This window comes from Pseudidiomarina andamanensis, from assembly GCF_009734345.1.
Classification (GTDB): domain Bacteria; phylum Pseudomonadota; class Gammaproteobacteria; order Enterobacterales; family Alteromonadaceae; genus Pseudidiomarina; species Pseudidiomarina andamanensis.
In genome coordinates this window covers 1,087,927-1,108,442 of the sequence record NZ_CP032551.1, presented here as the reverse complement: position 1 = coordinate 1,108,442, position 20,516 = coordinate 1,087,927, and the positions used below count along the sequence as shown (strand labels likewise).

Below are 20,516 nucleotides of genomic sequence, written 5' to 3'. Positions count from 1 at the left end.
GTCGCTAGTCACCTAGCGACAACAGGGTTGCGTTTCCACCAACCGCAGTAATGTTATTGGTGCGTGTTTTTTCAGTTACAAAGCGTGTTAAGTAGTGTGGACCACCGGCTTTCGGACCAGTACCAGACATACCACGACCACCAAACGGTTGTACGCCAACCACAGCACCAATCTGATTTCGGTTAATGTACACGTTACCCACGTCAATGCGACGTGCGATATCTGCTGCAAAGGTTTCATTGCGGCTATGAATACCGAATGTTAAGCCGAAACCAGTGCCGTTAATGCTATCAATAACTTGGTCAAGCTCGCTCGTTTTGTAGCGAATAACGTGCAAAATTGGACCGAAGTTTTCTTTAACTAGCTGATTAATGCTATCGATTTCAATCGCCGTTGGCGCCACAAAAGTACCGCCATTGGTATACTCCGGCATTGGAGCTCGAGCGATTAAGCGACCTGCTTGTGAAATATCATTGATGTGTTGCTCAAGGTTACTTTTCGCGACACCATCAATAACTGGGCCAACGTCGGTTTCATGCAACATTGGGTCACCCACCTTCAGTTCAGCCATTGCGCCTTTGAGCAAATCAATCACGCGGTCAGCGATATCGTCTTGAACAAACAACACACGAAGTGCTGAACAACGTTGACCGGCACTCTTAAATGCGCTGGCAACGATGTCGGTAACCGCTTGTTCTGGCAGGGCTGTTGAATCGATCAACATCGCATTTTGCCCACCCGTTTCTGCAACCAATGGCACAATTGCACCTGTGCGAGCCGCCAAAGCACGATTAATAGATTGTGCCGTGTACGTTGAGCCGGTAAAGCACACGCCGCCGATATCTTCTTGTGACACCAAGAAACTACCAACTTCAGCACCGCTGCCTGGCATGTAATGTAATACGTCACCCGGAATACCGGCCTCTAATGCCAATTGAACAGCGCGGAAGGCTATTAAACCGGTTTGTTCAGCTGGTTTTGCAATCACGCAGTTACCAGTAACTAAAGCTGCTGCAACTTGTCCCATAAAGATTGCGAGAGGGAAGTTCCAAGGGCTAATACAGATAAAGGTACCGCGGCCTTGCAAGAACAGTTCATTCGTTTCGCCGGTTGGCCCTGGCAATGTCGTGCCGTCGCCCATCAGTTCGCGTGCTTGCTGCGCATAATAGCGGCAGAAGTCCACTGCTTCGCGAACTTCATCGATACCATCTTGTAAGCTCTTACCAGCTTCCATGGTACACAGAGCAATCAGTTCATTACGATTGGCTTCCATCAAATCTGCCAATTTCTCAAGCGCCGATGCTCGCACTTCAACGTCTGTGTCGCGCCAGCGGCGATAAGCTGCATTAGCACTTTGTAATGCTTGCTCAGCTAATGCTTTGTCACCCCAACAAATGGTACCAATTTGCTGACTAGTGTTCTGTGGACTGTGAATAGCAACGCGGTGGTGTGCATCAACTACATCACCATTAACAATCGGGCCACCTTGCCATTGCTTATCACGATATTGATGAACGGCGTTGATAAAATCATCAGCTTGCGAGTGAATGTTCATATTCAATCCTAACGAGTTTTTCCGATCGCTGAAAATCTGCGTCGGTAATGGAATCTTATGGTTTGCGAAATGCTCATGTTTCAGCATGGTACGTAGCGGATGCTCAGTGAGCTCGGCTACCGGCGTTTCAGGGTCCACTAACTTATGTACAAACGATGTATTTGCGCCGTTTTCAAGTAAGCGGCGAACCAAATATGGCAGTAAATCTTTGTGAGCGCCTACTGGTGCATAGATACGAACCGTTACCTTTGGATCTTGCTCAAGTAAGGTGTCGTAGAGATCATCACCCATACCATGCAGACGTTGGAACTCAATGCGACGTTGGTACTTCTTATTCAACTCACGAATAGCAACCACGGTTTGCGCATTGTGGGTTGCAAACTGCGGATAGATTGCGCCATCCGTTGCCGCACTCATTAAATAGTGAGCACAAGCTAGATAAGACACATCGGTATTCGCTTTGCGGGTATAGACTGGATAGCCTTCTAAGCCGTTCACTTGGCATAGCTTAATTTCGGTATCCCAGTATGCACCTTTTACGAGGCGTACTGGAATTTCATCACCGCATTCGCGAGCCAAAGCAGTTACCCAGCACAACACCGGCAAAGCACGCTTCGAATAGGCTTGAACAACTAAACCGAAACGCGGCCACCCTTTACACACGCCGCTGCGATAAACTTTTTCGAATAGCTCGAGTGAGAGTTCTAAGCGATCCATCTCTTCAGCGTCAATGCTGACGCCAACATCGGCTTCTTTCGCAAGCTTCACCAGTTCAGTTAAGCTTGAAGCGAGTTCAGTAAGTACACGTTCGTGGTTGGCCACCTCGTAACGTGGATGTAACGCAGACAGTTTAATTGAAATTGTCGGTCGCGGTGCATTTGGGTTATTGAAGTTCTCTTTTCCAACCACTTTGATTGAGTTGACATAGTCAGCGTGATAACGACGCGCATCGGCCATCGTTAACGCTGCTTCGCCTAGCATGTCGTAAGAATGGGTATAACCTTTATCGCGATTGTTACGGCTGTTTTTGAGCGCCTCTTGAATAGTGCGGCCCAAAACAAATTGCGTTCCCATGATGCGCATAGCTGCATAGGTTGCTTTGCGCACGACAGGCGAACTCAAACGGCGAACCATACGACGGAACACCCCATGCGGCGTTTCCATAGGTTGACCGGTTGGGTTAATCATCGAATTAGTTAAAGCCAAGCCCCACGTGCCGCTATTGACCAGCCAAGAAGCGCTTTGCCCCATGTGTTTCTGCCAGTCACCGCCAGATAAACGATCTTGAATGAGCGCATCGGCTGTCGTTGCGTCTGGAATGCGCAGCAATGCTTCGGCAAGACACATCAAAATAATGCCTTCTTTGGTATCAAGACTGTATTCTTGCAAGAACGCATCAACGCCACCGCCATCAGCACGGTCGCGAACTCTATTTACTAAATCAGTTGCTGCCTGAGTAACCGCATCAAGATTTGAATTTTCTTGAGGCACTAAAGGCAAAAGCTCACGCAAATAAGCATCTTCATCTACTAAGTAGTTGGCAGTTATTGCTTTTTGGAGTCGACCAAGGTCGGCGCCGGTATACTGAGCCGCAAGTACTTCACTCGCTTTGAACATAGCATCTCCTGTTGGACTCAGCCCAAGGCTGGCGGTGACATATTTCGGGCGCCAGTATATGACTTTTTTGGCGCGCGTAAAGCCTAGTCTGATCAGATTTTTTTTAATCTTTAAATCGCGCCCACGGTGCATTTTTTAAACACCGCTGTCAAGCCCATTTAAGTTGACCCGCACAATGAGTACGAGTACCGTATGAAACAAGCAAAATCAACGTGTAAGAGACCACTCGTGAGTCAAGAAATAGAACTAAAGTTACTGGTAGAACCAGCTAAGCGAGATGCGGTTTTGGCATTATGCCAACAACTAGCTAAAGACGCGCAACCGAGCCAACTGGAATTAAGTAATGCGTATTTCGATACGCCAGACCTGCAGTTGCGTCAACACGACATTGGTTTACGTATTCGCCGTCGTGGCGATGAGCGCGAGCAAACCATTAAATTGTCAGGTGAAGTGCTTGGTGGTATGCATTCTCGACCTGAATACAATGTTGTGGTGACACGAGACCAACCCGACTTAACGTTGTTTGAAGAAGATATTTGGCCGGACGAATTCCCGGTGTTTGATGTTCAGCGAGAACTCACCGAAATATTTCGTACCGACTTCACGCGGCATCGTTGGCAAATAACAAGCGGTGATGGCGTTATCGAACTTGTTTTCGATGAAGGGCAGGTTATCGCAAACGATAAAACTCGAGCAATTTGTGAAATTGAACTTGAGGTTCAAGGTGGCGATATTGCTCAAGCTTATAAGCTTGCAAGACGATTTATAACTCGGGTTAACGCCCGCGTTGGTAGTTTAAGTAAAGCTGCTCGCGGTTATTTGTTGGCAGAAAAATCAGTTCTCGAGCCATTTACCCATGCACACTTTGTTCGCCAACAACCGACCGATGATGCCGGCAGCGGTCTTTATCGCGCGCTTGCCTATGCACTGCAATATTGGCAGCACAATGATGCCTGTTTGAACGAACAACCTAGTGTACGTGCGGTGGCTGGTATTACCGATGGTATTCGCTTGTGTAAAGTAGTTCTGCAGCAGTTGGCACTGTTTGAAATTGATGTCAGCGATCATATCGTGCGTCTCGAGCAAATGTTGGGACACCTTGGATGGCTCAGCCGGTATGATGGACTCAACGAATTGACAGCTCAAGACGGAGCGTATCACCGTGCATTAGAGCAAAATCAAAAATTGTATGATGAGATTCTCGAGCAGCAAGAACATGCGGTTCAACTTGAGCTAGTTATTAATTTAAGCAAGCGCGATGATTATCAATTGACCTTATTTGAGCTTGGTGAGCTTTGTGCACAACAACCTCGTCATGAGCAATTAACTCAGCTGCCACTAAAACAGTGGGCAGCGCAGCGGTTAAGGGAAGACTGGCAACAGGTTGTCGAAGCGTTTACCCGTCATGAGGAGATGCGCGCGGATCAGTATTTAAAACTCCTACCGCAGTTACAAAGCTCGCTGCAATTGGGCTACTGTGTTGGTTATTTGTTCGATGCAGATGATCGTGAAAGTTTTCGTGCGCCCTGGCAAGACATGATGCGAGGAATTCGAGAAATCATGGCATTGAAGCTCTTGCGTGAAGCCATCAAAGACACCGATGACATCAACACGGAAAAACTGCTCAGTTGGCAAGAAGTTCAACTTGAGTCACTTCTTTACGCTTTAGAGCGTTCACGCAGAGCAGCTCTGAAACAAGAGCCGTATTGGATACTGTAATTGTGAATGTGCTGACGCGAGTAACGTCAATTAGTGAGTTTGTTGCTCGCGTTATAGAGCAGCAACCCGATGCTATTGAGTGGCACGGTGAGCAAGTTGTTCTGCCTCAACCGAGCGACTATCAACGCAAGTTGAATGCCAGCCTAGCGTGCTGCACAAATGAGACCGAAGCCAATAAAGTGGTGCGGCAGTTACGCCAGCGATGGTACGCCAGCATTGCAGCAGCTGACTTATTGCAACAAATACCGTTAGAAGATGTATTAGCGCACATTACCGCAACGGCTGATGCGTTTATTAGTTGTTCATTAGCATGGCTGTATCCGCGATTTTGCGAACGCTTTGGTAAGCCGCGCGACGAGCATGGCGACGCGCTTCCGCTATTAGTTATAGGTATGGGCAAATTGGGTGGCGGTGAACTCAATTTTTCATCCGATATTGACCTCATATTTTGCTATCCAGAGCAAGGTGAAACAGACCATCCGCGCAAACCTATCGAGAACAGTGTGTTTTTCACCAGACTTGCCCAAGGTTTAGTCAGCATGCTGGATCAAATCACCGTGGATGGACGGGTTTTCCGTGTTGACTTGAGGCTTCGGCCATTCGGTCAATCAGGTCCTGTCGTCGCTAGCTTATCGGCTCTTGAATATTACTATCAAGAACAAGGACGAGATTGGGAACGCTATGCCATGGTGAAGGCCCGAATTATCGGTGCTGATGCAAATTATCAGCAGCAACTTTCAGCCTTACTTCGGCCATTTGTTTATCGACGTTATATCGATTTTTCCGCAATTGATGCATTGCGTAAAATGAAGAGCTTAATAACGCAAGAAACGCGGCGAAAGGGGCTCGAACGTAACATCAAGCTGGGGCCCGGAGGCATTCGTGAAATCGAGTTTATTGCTCAGGCTTTCCAGCTCATACGCGGTGGTCAGCAAAGACAATTACAGACTCAGTCCATTTATCAAGCTTATCAGGCCATCGGCGAACTGGGGCTGCTACCACAGGCGTCAGTTGATGAGCTGCTCGAGTGTTATGGTGTGTTGCGCAAAATGGAGCATGTGCTCCAACAACTCAATGATGAGCAAACGCAAACCTTACCTATCGAAGCGTCATTGCAAGAGCGTATAAGTCTCGCCTATCAACAACCTTGGCACGAAGTAGATGAGTTAATTAAGAGTACTATGGCGAGAGTTCATGAGCACTTCCGTCAAGTTATCGGTGATCCGGATGCTGAGGATGAAGAAGCTGGGGAACTACAACTGCTGTGGCAGGATATGATTGAAGATGACACTGCGGTGGATGTTCTTGTCGATGTAGGGCTTGCAAAGGCCACTGCACAACTCATTTGGCAGCAAGTTAACCAGTTACGCATGGAGGTACGCAAACGCGGTTCAGGCCCTCGCGGACGTAAGGCCATGGCACGCTTAGTACCATTGCTACTCGAACGAATTGTGCAATTCGCTGATTCCGATTCAGTGCTCGAGCGCGTGTTTCAAGTGTTGCGAAAAATTATGACGCGTACCGCCTATGTTGAACTTTTAGTGGAAAACAGTGGCGCACGCGAACAGCTTATTAAGTTGTGCCGGGCAAGCTCGTGGTTGACCCAACAACTTGCTTTGTATCCGTTATTGCTGGACGAGTTGATAGATCCGCAACATCTATATCAATTACCGAAATTGGAAGATTATCCATCATTACTGGACGAGTTCTTATTGCGGCTGCCAGAACAAGATTTGGAAGCGCAAATGGATGCGTTACGTCAGGCTCGTCAAGTATTGCAACTGAAAGTTGCTGCTGCTGATATCAGCGGTGCATTACCACTCATGAAGGTCAGTGATCACTTGAGTTATCTTGCTGAAGCGATTATTGCCAAGGTCGTGCGTTTAGCGTGGTTTCAGCTAGCTGAGAAACACGGCGTACCTCCTGGTCGTGATATCGACAATATGGGGTTTGCCGTGATGGCTTATGGCAAGCTCGGGGGCTTGGAACTCGGGTATGGTTCTGATTTAGACTTAGTATTTATTACCGATTCAGATTATTCAGGCGAAACCGACGGCTCCAAAGTTCTTGAGGTTCAGCAGTTTTATCTGCGTTTAGCACAGCGTATATTGCATTTGTTCACCACCCGAACAGTAGTCGGTACCCTGTACGAAGTTGACATGCGATTGCGACCTTCCGGTAAAGCCGGTTTGCTAGTCTCCCGTTTGGATACGTTTGCTAGTTATCTGCGTGAAGATGCGTGGACGTGGGAGCTACAAGCCTTAGTCCGAGCTCGGCCAGTTTTCGGTAGTCCTGAGTTGTGCCAGAAGTTAATCGACATACGTCAGCAGCAACTATGCCAAACTCGCGATGAAGCAGAGCTGAGAACGCAAGTACTTAGCATGCGAGAAAAAATGCGCGAGCACTTGCAAGCAAAAGTAGAAGGTCAGGAGTTTGACGTTAAGCAGGGCGAGGGCGGTATCACTGATTTGGAATTTTTGGTTCAGTATTTAGTGTTACGTTTCGCTCCAGAACATCCGAAGTTAACTGAGTTTACCGACAATATTCGTATATTAGAAGGGGCAGCGCAGGTCGGATTGATGAGTACCGAAAACGCAGAAGAGTTAATGAAAGCTTATATTTCTGAACGTGAAGTAATTCATCAATTAGCGCTTGATGACCGAGGTAATGTTACGCGGATGAATTTAGAAGAATATCGCCATACTGTTATTGAAGCATGGCGATACTGGCTAACCGATTAACCTTTATAAAGATCTGGGTCGCTTTCGTTCGGTCGTGTTTTAAAGCGTCGGTGTATCCACATGTATTGCTCAGGTTTTTGCTGAATAGCAAACTCAATCATATGGTTTACTCGAGTCACATCATCGACATCGTCTCCAGTTGGGAAATTCTCAAACTCTGGATAAAACGTCATATCGTATCCGCTGCCATCATCACGTCGAAAACAGGTTACCGGTAATACCGCGCAATTTGCATTGCCCGCAAATAATAAAGTGCCGGTAGTGGTGCTGGCCTTCTCCACGGCGAATAATGGTGCAAATACAGTGCGTTTACGACCATAATCCTGATCTGGCAAGTAACCTGCAATTTCACCTTGGTCAAGAGCTTGGAGCATGCTGCGCACGTCGGTGCGCGGAATCAAATATTTATTTGAGCGACCACGGCCTATGGTTTGTAGATACTCCATAACTGCGTTGTTATGCGGCCGATAAAGGCCTACTGCAGGCTTTACAAAACCCTGCAGTCTGGCATGAACCTCTAGACTTAAGAAATGGAATAGCAACAGCAAAACACCTTTGCCGTCCTTTTGAGCGGCATGTAGATGTTCTTCACCGTGAATGTGTAACTTGCGGCGAATACGCCAATCTGGCCACCACCATGCCATCCCGGTTTCGAAAAAGGCGATACCGGTGTTTTGCATGTTCTTCTTAACTAAGGATTCAATGTCATTGGAAGACATATCAGGAAAACATAGCTCAAGATTACGGCGAGCTATGCCAGCGCGGCGAGGAACAAATCGATAAAATAGTCGACCCAAACCTCTACCCATTCCCAACTGCCAACGGTATGGCAGCCAGGAAATGGTGTAGAGAATGCCGACGCTAAGCCACGTTAACCAATATTTCGGTAATAAAAAACGTGGCTCAAAGTGCGGTTTTTCAATTATTTTCATTAATCAAGCTTGCGTTAATGGCTACCAAATCTTGTTCGCTGATCTGACCTGAAGCTTGTCTCAGAGTCAAATACTGACGAATGTATCCATAACGAGCGCTCGATAAGTTACGACGGGCGTTGTACAGGTTGCGGGTACTATTTAGCACGTCAACAATTGTGCGGGTACCAACTTCAAAACCAGTTTGCGTGGCTTTCAATGCGCTCTCAGCTGAAACGACAGCTTGTTCAAATGCACGGATAGTGGCTTGCGAAGCAACGACATCGTAATATGCATTGCGAACTTGTCGTTCAACACTACGACGAACGCCTTCAAGTTCTTGGCTTGATGCAACATAGTTTTCGCGAGCTTGGTCGACTTCAGAAGACGTCCGGAAGCCTGTAAAAAGCGGCACATTCAATGACAAGCCAATCGAGTTTGAATCCATACGTGGCATATTAATTTCGTTGCCGCGTGCCGTTGTGGTGGTATCACGAGTAGAATATGAACCGTTCAACGATACGGTTGGTAAATGACCGTTACGGGCTAAATCAATTTGCTGCTCAGCAATTTCTACTGAGACGCGTTGAACCAACAACTGCAAATTTTTATCTTCAGCTATTTTCACCCATTGCATCGCATCTGCTGGCGCTGGGCTCTCAGGTGAAAACGTGTCAGTATTCAATTGAGCTAATTCTTCATGATATCGACCAGTGATTTCACGCAATGATTCTTGTGCAATCTCAACCGCATTCTTCGCTTGGATTTCAGCTGCTACAGAGGTGTCATACTGAGCTTGCGCTTCGTGTACATCGGTGATTGCAGTTAAACCAACTGAAAAACGTTGTTTGGTTTGCTCAAGTTGACGTGAAATCGCCTTTTTCTCTGCCGTCGCAAACTCAAGGTCGTCTTGACGTTCAAGTACCGTGAAGTAGGCATTCACTACACGAATCATTAATTGCTGACGCACACTTAAGTAATTTACTTCAGCTTGATATGCTTGCTTCTCACTTAATTCAGCGCGATCCCATACGTTCATATCGAACACGGTTTGGCTTAAATTAAGGCCGGCATTCCAACCGCGGTTTTCACTGTCGATCACAATAAAACTTTGTGCAACTGAATCGTAAGTCGCACTCTCTGATTCTGAACGTGAATATCCAGCAGAAAGATTGACTTGTGGCCAAAATGCCGATTTGGTGATGTCGATACCTTTTTGAGCTGCGCGGCGCTGCGCATCAACTTGTTGTAAAGTTGGATCATTTTGCAATGCAAGTTGGAATACTTGTGCAAGGTCGTCGGCGTAGGCGACGCTGGTCGTCGCGCTGAACGTTAAGCCAACTAAAACTGATAGTACGTGCTTTTTCATGGATAGGGTGTCCTAATTATTTGAAAGCATCATCTTGCCAAAAAACTGGCTGCTATTTTACATACACTCGTGAATGTTTACTAGTTTACTTTTAAACGAATTAAAATGCATGGTGCCAGTTGCAACAGAATGGCTTCAAGTGTAACTAATTATGTGCCAAAGATGGTTTTTTTTACAATTGTTGTAAATCAATTTCGCGTTCAGTCGAGTACATAAGACGTTAAACAACGAGAAAAGGTTGCTTGTGCAAAAATTTAATCAAAATGACGTAAAAATTATTGAGAAAACACCAATTCGTGAGGGTTTTCTTAGTGTCTATAAATTGCGATTGCAGCATCGACTATTTGAAGGTGAGTGGTCACCGGTGTTCGAACGTGAGGTCATGGAGCGTGGTCATGCGGTAGTGGTACTGCCCTATGATCCACGCAAAGATGCATTAGTTGTATTGGAACAGTTTCGAGTTGGGGCGCTAGATGATAATGCGTCGCCATGGCTACTCGAGTTTGTTGCAGGAATGTACGATAGTCATGATGAAACAGCCGAACAGGTCGCGCACCGTGAACTTGAAGAAGAAGCTGGCTTGACCACGACGAGCTTACATTACGCGCTTACTTATCTATCCACACCTGGTGGCTGTACCGAAAAAATTTCAATTTATATTGCCCTAGTAGATAGCGATAAAGCTGCGCGACATGCGGGTTTGGCAACAGAAAATGAGGATATTCGCGTACATGTGTTGCCATACGGCGACGTTGTGCAGTTGTTAGAAGCGGGAAAAATTAACAATGCGGCGAGTGTGATTGGGCTACAATGGTTGCAATTACATAAACGTCAATTCGAGGATTTATGACAACTGATGTTATTCGAAAGCGCTATAAGTTTGATCTCGCAGCCCTCCAACGGCTGGCGGCAATCAACTATGCTGCGCTGCGCCCAATGATTGCTGGTGTGAAGCAATCAGGTTCGAAAATCATCAAAGTTGGTCAACAATTACGCTTTGCCGTGACTGTGCTAGAAACGGCGCCGTACACAACCGAAGTAAGAATTGAACAACAGGCATTGTTGAAGCAGTTGCCAGGATTACGAGAAACGCAGATAGATGTGCGTCTTTACCATGACGCTCAGCTTGCTGAAGTAGTCAGAAGCCAAGGTGTTTCTCGACTACAAGCAAGCTACGAGGTTCCAAATCCGAGCATGCATCACGCTGATGAAAAACACCAAGTGAATCACTTTTTACAAGAGTGGTTACAACTTATTCGAGCGAATGGCTATTTCCAGGAGGTTTAAGCCTTGTTGCTGTATTTACACGGATTTGAAAGCTCGCCAGGCAGTTTAAAAATCATTCAAACTCACGACTATTTGAAAAAGCATGGCGTCAGCGCCCATACGCTATATGCGCCGCAACAACCATCACGCATGGCGGATATACGTGCTCTACTTGATGACCTCATCGACAAGCACTCGATCAGTGCGGTAATGGGCAGCTCTCTGGGCGGCTTTTGGACACATTATGTGGTGAGTCAATTGCGCCATCGCCAGCGTCATGTTCGTGGTGTTTTGATAAATCCTGCAGTGCAACCATACAGTTGGATGCCAGAAGAGTTAGTTGAGCGCATTCACCCTTATACCAACGAGCATTATCAACTTGATTATCATGATCGCGAAATTTTGATTGCAGCTGAACAGCAGTTCTCGCAAGATGTGGAGTTGATGGTGCTGCTACAAGCTGGTGACGAACGCTTGGATTATCGGCTCGCCCGAGACTATTATCGAACTCAGCGAATGCTCGTTGAGCAGGGTGGCGATCACAGTTTTGTTGATTTTCCGCGCTACTTGCCAGCTGTGCTTGAGTTTCTCGACGTCCTGTAACAGTATATGGGCATTCCTATAACAACGATTCCGTGCAACACGAGATAAATTAGCGCATGTCAGATTACAAAGCCGATGCGATAGAGGTCCTCAATGGCCTCGAACCGGTCCGTCGCAGACCGGGAATGTACACCGATACCACGCGCCCCAACCACTTAGGCCAAGAAGTTATCGACAATAGTGTTGATGAAGCTTTAGCTGGCCATGCACGCGAAATGGTGGTGACGTTACACCCTGATCAGTCATTAGAAGTGCAAGATGATGGTCGCGGTATGCCCGTTGATGTTCACCCTGAGGAAGGTGTTCCCGGGGTGGAACTGATCATGACCAAGCTTCATGCTGGTGGTAAATTCTCTAATAAAAATTACAAGTTTTCGGGCGGGTTACACGGGGTAGGTATCTCCGTAGTGAACGCGTTATCAACACGAGTTGATGTAACCGTTAAACGTGATGGCCAGGTTTATCAGATGGCCTTTGAGAACGGCGATAAAGTTTCTGAATTGGAAGTGACAGGTACGGTTGGCAAGCGCAATACGGGTACGAATCTGCGATTTTGGCCAGACCCTAAGTATTTTGACTCACCTAAGTTTTCAGTACTTAAATTAACGCATTTACTTCGTGCGAAAGCAGTTTTGTGCCCAGGGTTAAAAATTACCTTTCGCAATCTTGTCGATAATGAAGAGCAAACTTGGTTTTACGAAGATGGTCTGCGCGATTACTTAGTTGAAGCTGTTCGTGAACTGCCGACACTTCCTGAAGAGCCATTTATTGGCGCCTTTGCGGGTAATGACGAAGCCGTTGATTGGGCCGTCACTTGGCTTCCTGAAGGTGGTGAAAGCGTCACTGAAAGCTATGTAAACCTTATCCCTACTCCGCAAGGGGGGACGCACGCGAATGGCTTACGTCAGGGCCTGCTTGATGCTATGCGTGAATTTTGTGAGTTTCGCAACCTGCTGCCGCGTGGCGTAAGACTAACCCCAGAAGATATCTGGGATCGCTGTGCGTATATATTGTCGGTGAAAATGCAAGATCCTCAGTTCGCGGGGCAAACCAAAGAGCGATTGTCGTCACGACAATGTGCAGCATTTGTTTCTGGCGTGGTGAAAGATGCGTTTAGTTTGTGGCTGAACGAGCATACAGAGCAGGCAGAACAGCTTGCTGAATTATGCATTAACAACGCTCAGCGCCGCATGCGTGCCAGCAAAAAAGTGGTACGAAAGAAAGTTACTCAAGGTCCAGCATTGCCCGGTAAATTGACTGATTGTGCGACACAAGATCCAGCGCGTGGTGAACTATTCTTAGTAGAAGGTGACTCGGCTGGTGGCTCGGCAAAGCAAGCGCGCGACCGTGACTTTCAAGCCGTTATGCCATTACGCGGAAAAATTCTAAATACCTGGGAAGTCGAATCCGATCAAATACTCGGCTCACAAGAAATTCACGATATTTCTGTGGCGCTAGGGGTCGACCCTAATTCGGAAGACCTTGAACAGCTCCGTTACGGCAAGGTATGTATACTCGCCGATGCGGATTCGGATGGTTTGCACATTGCCACGTTGTTATGTGCATTGTTCGTGAAACACTTCCGCGCTCTCGTTGATCATGGTCATGTGTATGTCGCTATGCCGCCGTTGTATCGGGTGGACGTGGGTAAAGAGGTATTCTACGCACTCGATGAAGCGGAAAAGCAGGGCATTTTAGACCGCATTGAAGCCGAGAAGAAGAAGGGCAAGGTGAATGTCCAGCGCTTTAAAGGTTTGGGTGAAATGAATCCGCTGCAACTGCGTGAAACCACCATGGATCCGAATACTCGACGCTTGGTACAACTCACCGTTGATGAACCTGAAGCGACCGAAGAGTTAATGGATATGCTACTTGCCAAAAAACGTTCGGGTGACCGTCGCGACTGGTTGGAAAGTAAAGGTAACTTAGTCGACTTGGCCGAGCTTTAAGGAGAATTATTCACATGTCTATGGATGCTTTAGAGCAACTCCCGTTACGCAAGTTTACTGAAGACGCGTACCTCAATTACTCCATGTATGTGATCATGGATCGTGCTCTGCCGCACATTGGCGATGGCTTAAAACCAGTTCAGCGACGCATTATTTATGCAATGTCTGAACTGGGATTATCGGCGCTGGCAAAATACAAGAAGTCAGCACGTACCGTTGGTGACGTATTAGGTAAGTTCCACCCGCATGGCGACAGCGCTTGTTATGAAGCGATGGTGTTGATGGCACAGCCATTTTCGTATCGCTATCCGTTAGTCGATGGGCAGGGGAACTGGGGTTCGCCAGATGACCCGAAGTCGTTTGCAGCGATGCGTTATACCGAAGCTCGTTTATCTCGTTTTAGTGAAGTTTTATTAAGCGAGTTGGGACAAGGAACCGTCGATTGGACACCGAACTTCGATGGCACCATGAAAGAGCCACGCATGCTACCGGCGCGTTTACCTCATATTCTATTAAATGGTGTTACGGGTATCGCAGTTGGTATGGCTACCGACATACCGCCTCATAATGTTCGTGAAGTTGCTCACGCTTGTGCGTTGTTGCTCGAAAAGCCTAGCGCTGATTTGAGTGAAATTATGGAACACCTGCGCGGACCTGACTATCCAACGGACGCTGAGGTTATAACACCACATAACGAGATTGTTAAGATATACGAATCGGGCCGTGGCACGATTCGGATGCGAGCAAAATACCACATGGAAGATGGCGAGGTTGTCATTACAGCGTTGCCACATCAAGCGTCAGGTGCGAAGGTACTTGAGCAAATTGCGGGGCAGATGCAGGCCAAGAAATTGCCTATGGTGACTGATTTACGCGATGAATCGGACCATGAAAATCCAACTCGCTTGGTGATTGTGCCACGCTCAAATCGAATTGATGTTGAGCAAATGATGCAACATTTATTTGCTACAACAGACCTCGAGAAAAACTATCGTGTGAATTTGAACATGTTGGGTCTCGACGGTCGTCCGCAAGTGAAGCCAATTCTCAATGTGCTCAAAGAGTGGTTGGTATTCCGCCAAGACACCGTGACGCGCCGTGTTCAGTATCGTCTAGATAAAATTTTAGCGCGTTTGCACATTTTGGAAGGTTTGCTTATTGCTTATCTGAATATTGACGAGGTGATTGCCATCATTCGTCATGAGGATGAGCCGAAGCCAGTATTGATGTCGCGTTTTGGCTTAACCGATACCCAAGCAGAAGCTATTTTAGAATTGAAATTACGCCATTTAGCCAAACTTGAAGAGTTTAAGCTAAAAGGTGAGCAAGACGAGTTAGAGAAAGAGCGTCAGCAACTTGAGCTTCTGCTTGGTTCCGATCGCCGCATGAAGACCCTTATACGTAAAGAGATTCTTGCTGATGCTGAAAAGTATGGTGATGACCGTCGTTCACCATTGGTTGAGCGCCAAGAAGCAAAAGCGCTAAGCGAACGTGACCTAACCCCAGCCGAGCCAGTTACGGTAGTGCTTTCGAAGAAAGGTTGGGTGCGTGCAGCTAAAGGACATGATGTTGATGGCGCAAACTTAGCCTATAAGTCGGGAGATAACTTCTTAGCGCAAGCAATCGGTAAGAGCAATCAACAAGTGGTATTCCTTGATAGCTCAGGTCGCAGTTACTCGTGTGAAGCGCATGCGTTACCTTCAGCACGGACACAGGGCGAGCCGCTAACTGGGCGCTTTAGTATGGTTGCCGGCGAAACCGTTGACCAAGTACTCATGGCAAAAGATGAACAACGGTATTTGTTAGCATCCGATGCTGGCTATGGCTTTATTTGTAAGTTCGGCGATTTAGTCAGCCGCAATAAGAACGGTAAGGCAATTTTGAATCTGCCAACTGGTGCCAAAATACTTCCGCCTAGCATCGTCACCGATGTTGAAAACGACCTTCTTGCCGTCGTTTCAAATGAAGGTCGAATGTTATTGTTCCCAGTTCGTGATTTACCAGAACTTACAAAAGGTAAGGGTAATAAGATGCTGAGTATTCCTGCTCTGCGCGCACAATCACGTGAGGAATATGTGGTGGCCGCGGCAGTAGTGCCGGCGGATTCAGCAATTACCTTGCTGGCTGGAAAACGAAAATTGACTTTGAAACCGTCTGATTTAGAGCACTATCGCGGTGAGCGCGGTCGTCGTGGTAACAAATTACCACGAGGATTGCAGCGCGTTGATGCAATTACTGTCGAAAATCAAGACTGATCGGACGTTTTTCGACGCCTAACAGGTTATACTAGCGCGCATTAGTGATTAAGGAGACTACATGCTCGCTGTTTTACGTATAGTGCTGTTAGGCGTTTTCATTGTTGTTGGCAGTACGTTGTTATTGCTCATTTGTCTGATACGTCCATTTCATCGAAATAATACGACCCTTGCCGCGCACTGGTATGGTCGCATGCATCGTTTGTTAGGGGTAAAACTTGATATCCGAGTTCCCGACGAACTTACCGACGCGGGTCCTTTTGTTTATATTGCCAATCATCAAAATAGCTACGATATTTTCACTCTAGCGCGCTCAATGCCGCAAAGCACTGTAAGTATTGGTAAAAAGAGTTTGAAGTGGATACCGTTTTTCGGCCAGCTTTATTGGCTTGCTGGAAACATTCTGATTGATCGTAACAACAAAGGTCGCGCGCACGGTACCATTGAACAAGCGGCAGAAGCAATTCGCAAACGTCAGCTTTCTATTCTCTTATTTCCAGAAGGCACGCGCAGCTACGGTCGTGGCTTATTACCATTTAAAACCGGCGCTTTTCGTACAGCAGTGCAAGCGGGAGTCGATATCGTTCCAATCTGTGTATCTAATTTACATGGTCGAATTAAACTGAATCGTTGGAACAATGGTACAGTGATAATTGAAATGCTTAAGCCAGTTAAAACGGCGAGCTACAGCACGGATTCAATTCGCGCATTAGCAGCTCATTGTCACGAACTGATGCAGTCTAAAATTAGTGAACTTGATCACGAATTAGCGCAAGGAAAAACAACGCATGGCTAACGATCTTTCTGAGTTATTGAAGCAAAGCGATGAGACAGTCGCAGCCCTTATTGCGGATGGCGCTGATCCACAGGAAAAATTCCAGATTGAGCATCACTTGGTCAGTGCGGATTTCACCAAACTTGAAAAAGCAGCCGTAGAGCTCGTCAAGGTCGGCTACCATGTTGATGATGCCGATGAATTTGAGTTGGACGATGGTTCTCGATTATTTGCATTTGTTGCCGTGAGTGAGGTAAAACTTGAAGCAGAAGTTTTACAGGCGCAAACCAAAGAAGTAACTAAAATCGCAGACATCGCCGGTGTTGATTACGACGGTTGGGGCACGTATTTCGGTGAAGATGACGAAGAAGAATAGCCGCACTCACATTCGTTTCAAATGTGAGTGCAGCTTAAATTACTAGCTTAAAGTGCGGCTATCTTAGCGCGCTGTTGTTTAAGCTGTTGGAGTGTTTCCTCGGCTTCAGCTTGCTTGGCGCGTTCTTTCTCAATCACATCAGCTGGCGCTTTGCTAACAAAATTTTCATTGCTTAGCTTACGCGTAAACAAATCAAACTCTTTCTGAGCTTTCTCAATCGCTTTATCAAGACGAGCTAGCTCTGCTGCGGTGTCAATCAAGCCTGCCATTGGAATATGAATTTCCATACGACCAACCAAAGCAGTCGCACTCGCTGGCGCTTCGTCGTTAGCACCCAAGAAAGTAACAGACTCAAGTTTTGCTAACGCACTTAAGAAGTTAGTGTTTTGCTCAAGACGCTTACGAGCCACATCATCAGCATTCTTAAATAATACCGGCAATGGCTTGCTTGGTGATAAATTCATTTCACCACGAATGTTTCGCACGGCAACAATCACCTGTTTCAACCATTCCATATCATCACGTGCGGTCGCGAACTGCTGGCTCTGAACTTGCGGATATGGCTGTAGCATGATGGTATCGCCGCTAACGCCAGCAAGTGGCGCAACGCGCTGCCAAATCGCTTCTGTGATGAACGGTAATAACGGATGAAGTAAGCGTAACAACTGCTCTAGCACGGTAATTAACGTGTGACGGGTTCCTCGTAGCTGCTCAGCAGTACCGTTGAATAGAATTGGCTTAGTTAACTCCAAATACCAATCACAGAACTGGTTCCAAGTGAACTCATAAGCAATACCTGCAGCTTGGTCAAATCGGTAATTATCAAGTGCACTGCGGAACTGTTCCACGGTGTCGTTAAACTGCTCAATAATCCACTGGTCAGCAAGTGATAGTTCCATGGCGCCGCCATTGGTACCACAGTCTTGGTCTTCAGTATTCATCAACACGTAACGGCTAGCATTCCAAAGTTTGTTACAGAAGTTACGGTAGCCTTCCAGACGCTTCATATCCCAGTTGATATCACGACCAGTTGAAGCTAATGCGGCTAAAGTGAAGCGCAGTGCATCAGTACCGTGTGCCGAAATTCCCTCTGGAAACTGCTTTTCAGTACGTTTCTTAATTTTTGCTTCAAGCTGCGGCTGCATCATATTCGCAGTACGCTTTTGAACCAACGAATCCAATTCGATACCATCAATCATGTCGAGCGGGTCAAGTACGTTACCTTTTGACTTCGACATTTTTTGACCTTCTTCATCTCGAATAAGGCCGGTGACGTATACCGTTTTAAATGGCACCTGCGGTTTGCTATTTTCATCTTTTAGGAAGTGCATGGTCATCATAATCATGCGAGCAACCCAGAAGAAAATGATATCAAAGCCAGTCACCAACACGTCGGTTGGATGGAAGGTCTTCAAATCATCCGTATTCTCTGGCCAGCCTAGCGTTGAGAATGTCCACAATGCCGATGAGAACCAAGTGTCGAGTACATCGTCGTCTTGACGAAGCGTGGTGTCGCCTAAATTATGTTTTGCTCGAACTTCATCTTCATCACGGCCGACATAGACATTACCTTGTTCGTCATACCAAGCTGGAATGCGGTGTCCCCACCAAAGCTGGCGCGAAATACACCAATCTTGAATGTCGCGCATCCAAGAGAAATACATATTCTCATACTGCTTAGGTACGAATTGAATCTCGCCATCTTCAACCGCTTTAGTCGCGACTTCAGCTAATGGTGCGACACGCACGTACCATTGATCGGTGAGATGAGGCTCAATTGGCACACCACCACGGTCGCCGTATGGAATCTTATTCGTATGTTGCTCCGTTTTATCGAGCAAGCCTTGCGCATCAAAATCGGCAACAATTTTCTTGCGCGCTTCGAAGCGCTCGAGGCCTTGGTAATCAGCAGGGAGTGTGCCGTCGAACCCATCGATTTCCGGTAGCTCTTCGCCGGTTGGGGTATACAACCCAGCTTGTTCTCGAATATGCGCATGGTTGTCTAACACAGCAATCATTGGCAAGTTGTTACGTTTACCAATGTCATAGTCGTTGAAGTCATGTGCTGGAGTAATTTTCACGCAACCGGTACCGAACTCTTGATCTACGTAACTATCTGCAATAATTGGAATTTTGCGTCCAACAATTGGCAATTGCACGTGTTTACCGATGAGGTTTTGATAGCGTTCATCATCTGGGTGCACTGCTACACAAACGTCGCCTAACATAGTTTCAGGGCGTGTTGTAGCGACGACTAAGTAGTTCTTTCCGTCTGCGGTTGTCGCACCGTCAGCGAGAGGGTAGCGCAAATGCCAAATGTGGCCTTGTTGCTCTTTATTCTCGACTTCGAGATCCGAAATCGCTGTTTGTAGTTTCGGATCCCAATTCACCAGACGTTTGCCGCGGTAAATTAGATTTTCTTCGTGTAAACGAACGAACACTTCTTTAACGGCGTTAGATAAACCATCGTCCATGGTGAAGCGTTCGCGATCCCAGTCAACTGAGTCACCGAGGCGGCGCATTTGTGAGGTGATGGTACCACCAGATTGCGCTTTCCAATCCCAAATTTTTTCAATGAAGGCATCGCGTCCAAGCTCTTGGCGGGTAACACCTTGGGCCGCAAGCTGACGTTCAACAACCATCTGGGTTGCAATGCCTGCATGGTCGCTGCCCACTTGCCAAAGTGCATTGTAGCCGTCCATTCGCTTATATCGCGTCAGCGTATCCATAATGGTGTGCTGAAACGCATGTCCCATATGCAAGCTACCAGTGACATTGGGCGGCGGAATCATAATGCAATATGAATCGCCGTGACCTGATGGTTTGAAGTAACCTTGCTCTTCCCAATTTTTATAGAGCGCTTGCTCAATGGCTTGCGGGGAATACGTTTTATCCATAGAAACCTTCACTTCGTTCTATTTGGTTGATGAATTTATCTGCTCAGATGCTTTTACGGTTTGTAATTCAACACCTTGATGACGATAAGTCTTGTATCTTTCTCGTGCCGCTTGACGTTCATTTTCTGCGGAAGGAACACGTTCTAAAATAAGCCGTGCGCCTTGCCAATTTGGTATGTCAGCCATCAAATTAACGACTGCAGCAGTGCGCCGTTTTGGAACGTTAGCCTGAGGCCAGCATAACTCAACTGGCGCACCTTGCGCAGGACCCTCGCCGACTAGGTTATGCGGCACAAAGGCATCAGCAGGCGATTGCCATAATGCTTCATCTAACTGCTCAGCAGTCGCTTGGTCAGGGCACCACACGCGCACACTGCGAAACTCACGCCATGCTTGTGCTATACGCTCACAGAAGAACTGCTGTTGTTGTTCTTCGTTGAGTCCATCGAGTACGTAGAATATGCCCTGCGCCATAATGTGCTC

At 46.9% G+C, this 20,516-nt stretch carries 14 protein-coding genes; 9 read left to right on the top strand and 5 right to left on the bottom strand.

The window, feature by feature from the left end:
* Positions 1-4 precede the first annotated feature (4 nt).
* Positions 5-3,172, bottom strand: a complete 3,168-nt coding sequence (putA, locus tag D3795_RS05305; protein ID WP_156266864.1) for a bifunctional proline dehydrogenase/L-glutamate gamma-semialdehyde dehydrogenase PutA — start codon at positions 3,170-3,172, stop codon at positions 5-7.
* 228 nt (positions 3,173-3,400) lie between these two features.
* Between putA and D3795_RS05300 the strand changes: the two genes are divergently transcribed.
* Together D3795_RS05300 and glnE are read left to right on the top strand one after the other, a co-directional pair.
* Complete coding sequence (locus D3795_RS05300; RefSeq protein ID WP_156266862.1) at positions 3,401-4,891, top strand: CYTH domain-containing protein; 1,491 nt, start codon at positions 3,401-3,403, stop codon at positions 4,889-4,891.
* Positions 4,892-4,893: 2 nt separating this feature from the next.
* Entirely contained in the window at positions 4,894-7,632 is a 2,739-nt protein-coding gene (gene glnE / locus D3795_RS05295; RefSeq protein WP_445936690.1) for a bifunctional [glutamate--ammonia ligase]-adenylyl-L-tyrosine phosphorylase/[glutamate--ammonia-ligase] adenylyltransferase, read from the top strand.
* Here the strand turns inward: glnE and lpxL are convergent.
* Together lpxL and tolC are read right to left on the bottom strand one after the other, a co-directional pair.
* A complete protein-coding gene (lpxL, locus tag D3795_RS05290) occupies positions 7,629-8,558 on the bottom strand; it encodes an LpxL/LpxP family Kdo(2)-lipid IV(A) lauroyl/palmitoleoyl acyltransferase (RefSeq protein ID WP_156268976.1) in 930 nt (309 codons plus the stop codon). The two genes, glnE and lpxL, sit on opposite strands and share 4 nt — an antisense overlap.
* Positions 8,551-9,912, bottom strand: a complete 1,362-nt coding sequence (tolC, locus tag D3795_RS05285; RefSeq protein WP_156266858.1) for an outer membrane channel protein TolC — start codon at positions 9,910-9,912, stop codon at positions 8,551-8,553. The genes lpxL and tolC overlap by 8 nt, the downstream gene beginning before the upstream one ends.
* A 244-nt stretch (positions 9,913-10,156) precedes the next feature.
* On the opposite strand from tolC, the gene D3795_RS05280 reads away from it, so the two are divergent.
* From D3795_RS05280 to rraB, 7 genes are all read left to right on the top strand, one after another.
* The gene (locus D3795_RS05280; protein WP_156266856.1) at positions 10,157-10,762 is read left to right on the top strand and encodes an NUDIX domain-containing protein; all 606 of its coding nucleotides are present in this window, start codon (positions 10,157-10,159) and stop codon (positions 10,760-10,762) included.
* Entirely contained in the window at positions 10,759-11,199 is a 441-nt protein-coding gene (locus tag D3795_RS05275; protein ID WP_156266854.1) for a DUF1249 domain-containing protein, read from the top strand. Before D3795_RS05280 ends, D3795_RS05275 begins: the two co-directional genes overlap by 4 nt.
* Before the next feature lie 3 nt (positions 11,200-11,202).
* Entirely contained in the window at positions 11,203-11,781 is a 579-nt protein-coding gene (locus tag D3795_RS05270; RefSeq protein WP_156266852.1) for a YqiA/YcfP family alpha/beta fold hydrolase, read from the top strand.
* A gap of 56 nt (positions 11,782-11,837) precedes the next feature.
* A complete protein-coding gene (gene parE, locus D3795_RS05265) occupies positions 11,838-13,730 on the top strand; it encodes a DNA topoisomerase IV subunit B (protein WP_156266850.1) in 1,893 nt (630 codons plus the stop codon).
* Positions 13,731-13,744: 14 nt separating this feature from the next.
* Positions 13,745-15,985 carry a DNA topoisomerase IV subunit A gene (parC, locus tag D3795_RS05260; RefSeq protein WP_156266848.1) on the top strand — a complete coding sequence of 747 codons (2,241 nt, stop codon included), beginning with the start codon at positions 13,745-13,747 and terminating at the stop codon, positions 15,983-15,985.
* 61 nt (positions 15,986-16,046) lie between these two features.
* Positions 16,047-16,781, top strand: a complete 735-nt coding sequence (locus tag D3795_RS05255; RefSeq protein ID WP_156266846.1) for a 1-acylglycerol-3-phosphate O-acyltransferase — start codon at positions 16,047-16,049, stop codon at positions 16,779-16,781.
* Positions 16,774-17,136, top strand: coding sequence for a ribonuclease E inhibitor RraB (gene rraB, locus D3795_RS05250; RefSeq protein ID WP_156266844.1), 363 nt, complete (start codon positions 16,774-16,776; stop codon positions 17,134-17,136). Before D3795_RS05255 ends, rraB begins: the two co-directional genes overlap by 8 nt.
* Before the next feature lie 47 nt (positions 17,137-17,183).
* Here rraB and D3795_RS05245 read toward each other — a convergent pair whose 3' ends face one another.
* Together D3795_RS05245 and D3795_RS05240 are read right to left on the bottom strand one after the other, a co-directional pair.
* Positions 17,184-20,033: a valine--tRNA ligase gene (locus D3795_RS05245; RefSeq protein ID WP_156266842.1), complete on the bottom strand. Its 2,850-nt coding sequence runs from the start codon at positions 20,031-20,033 to the stop codon at positions 17,184-17,186.
* A gap of 18 nt (positions 20,034-20,051) precedes the next feature.
* On the bottom strand, positions 20,052-20,507 hold the full coding sequence (locus D3795_RS05240; protein WP_156266840.1) for a DNA polymerase III subunit chi: 456 nt from the start codon (positions 20,505-20,507) through the stop codon (positions 20,052-20,054).
* Between the last annotated feature and the right edge of the window lie 9 nt (positions 20,508-20,516).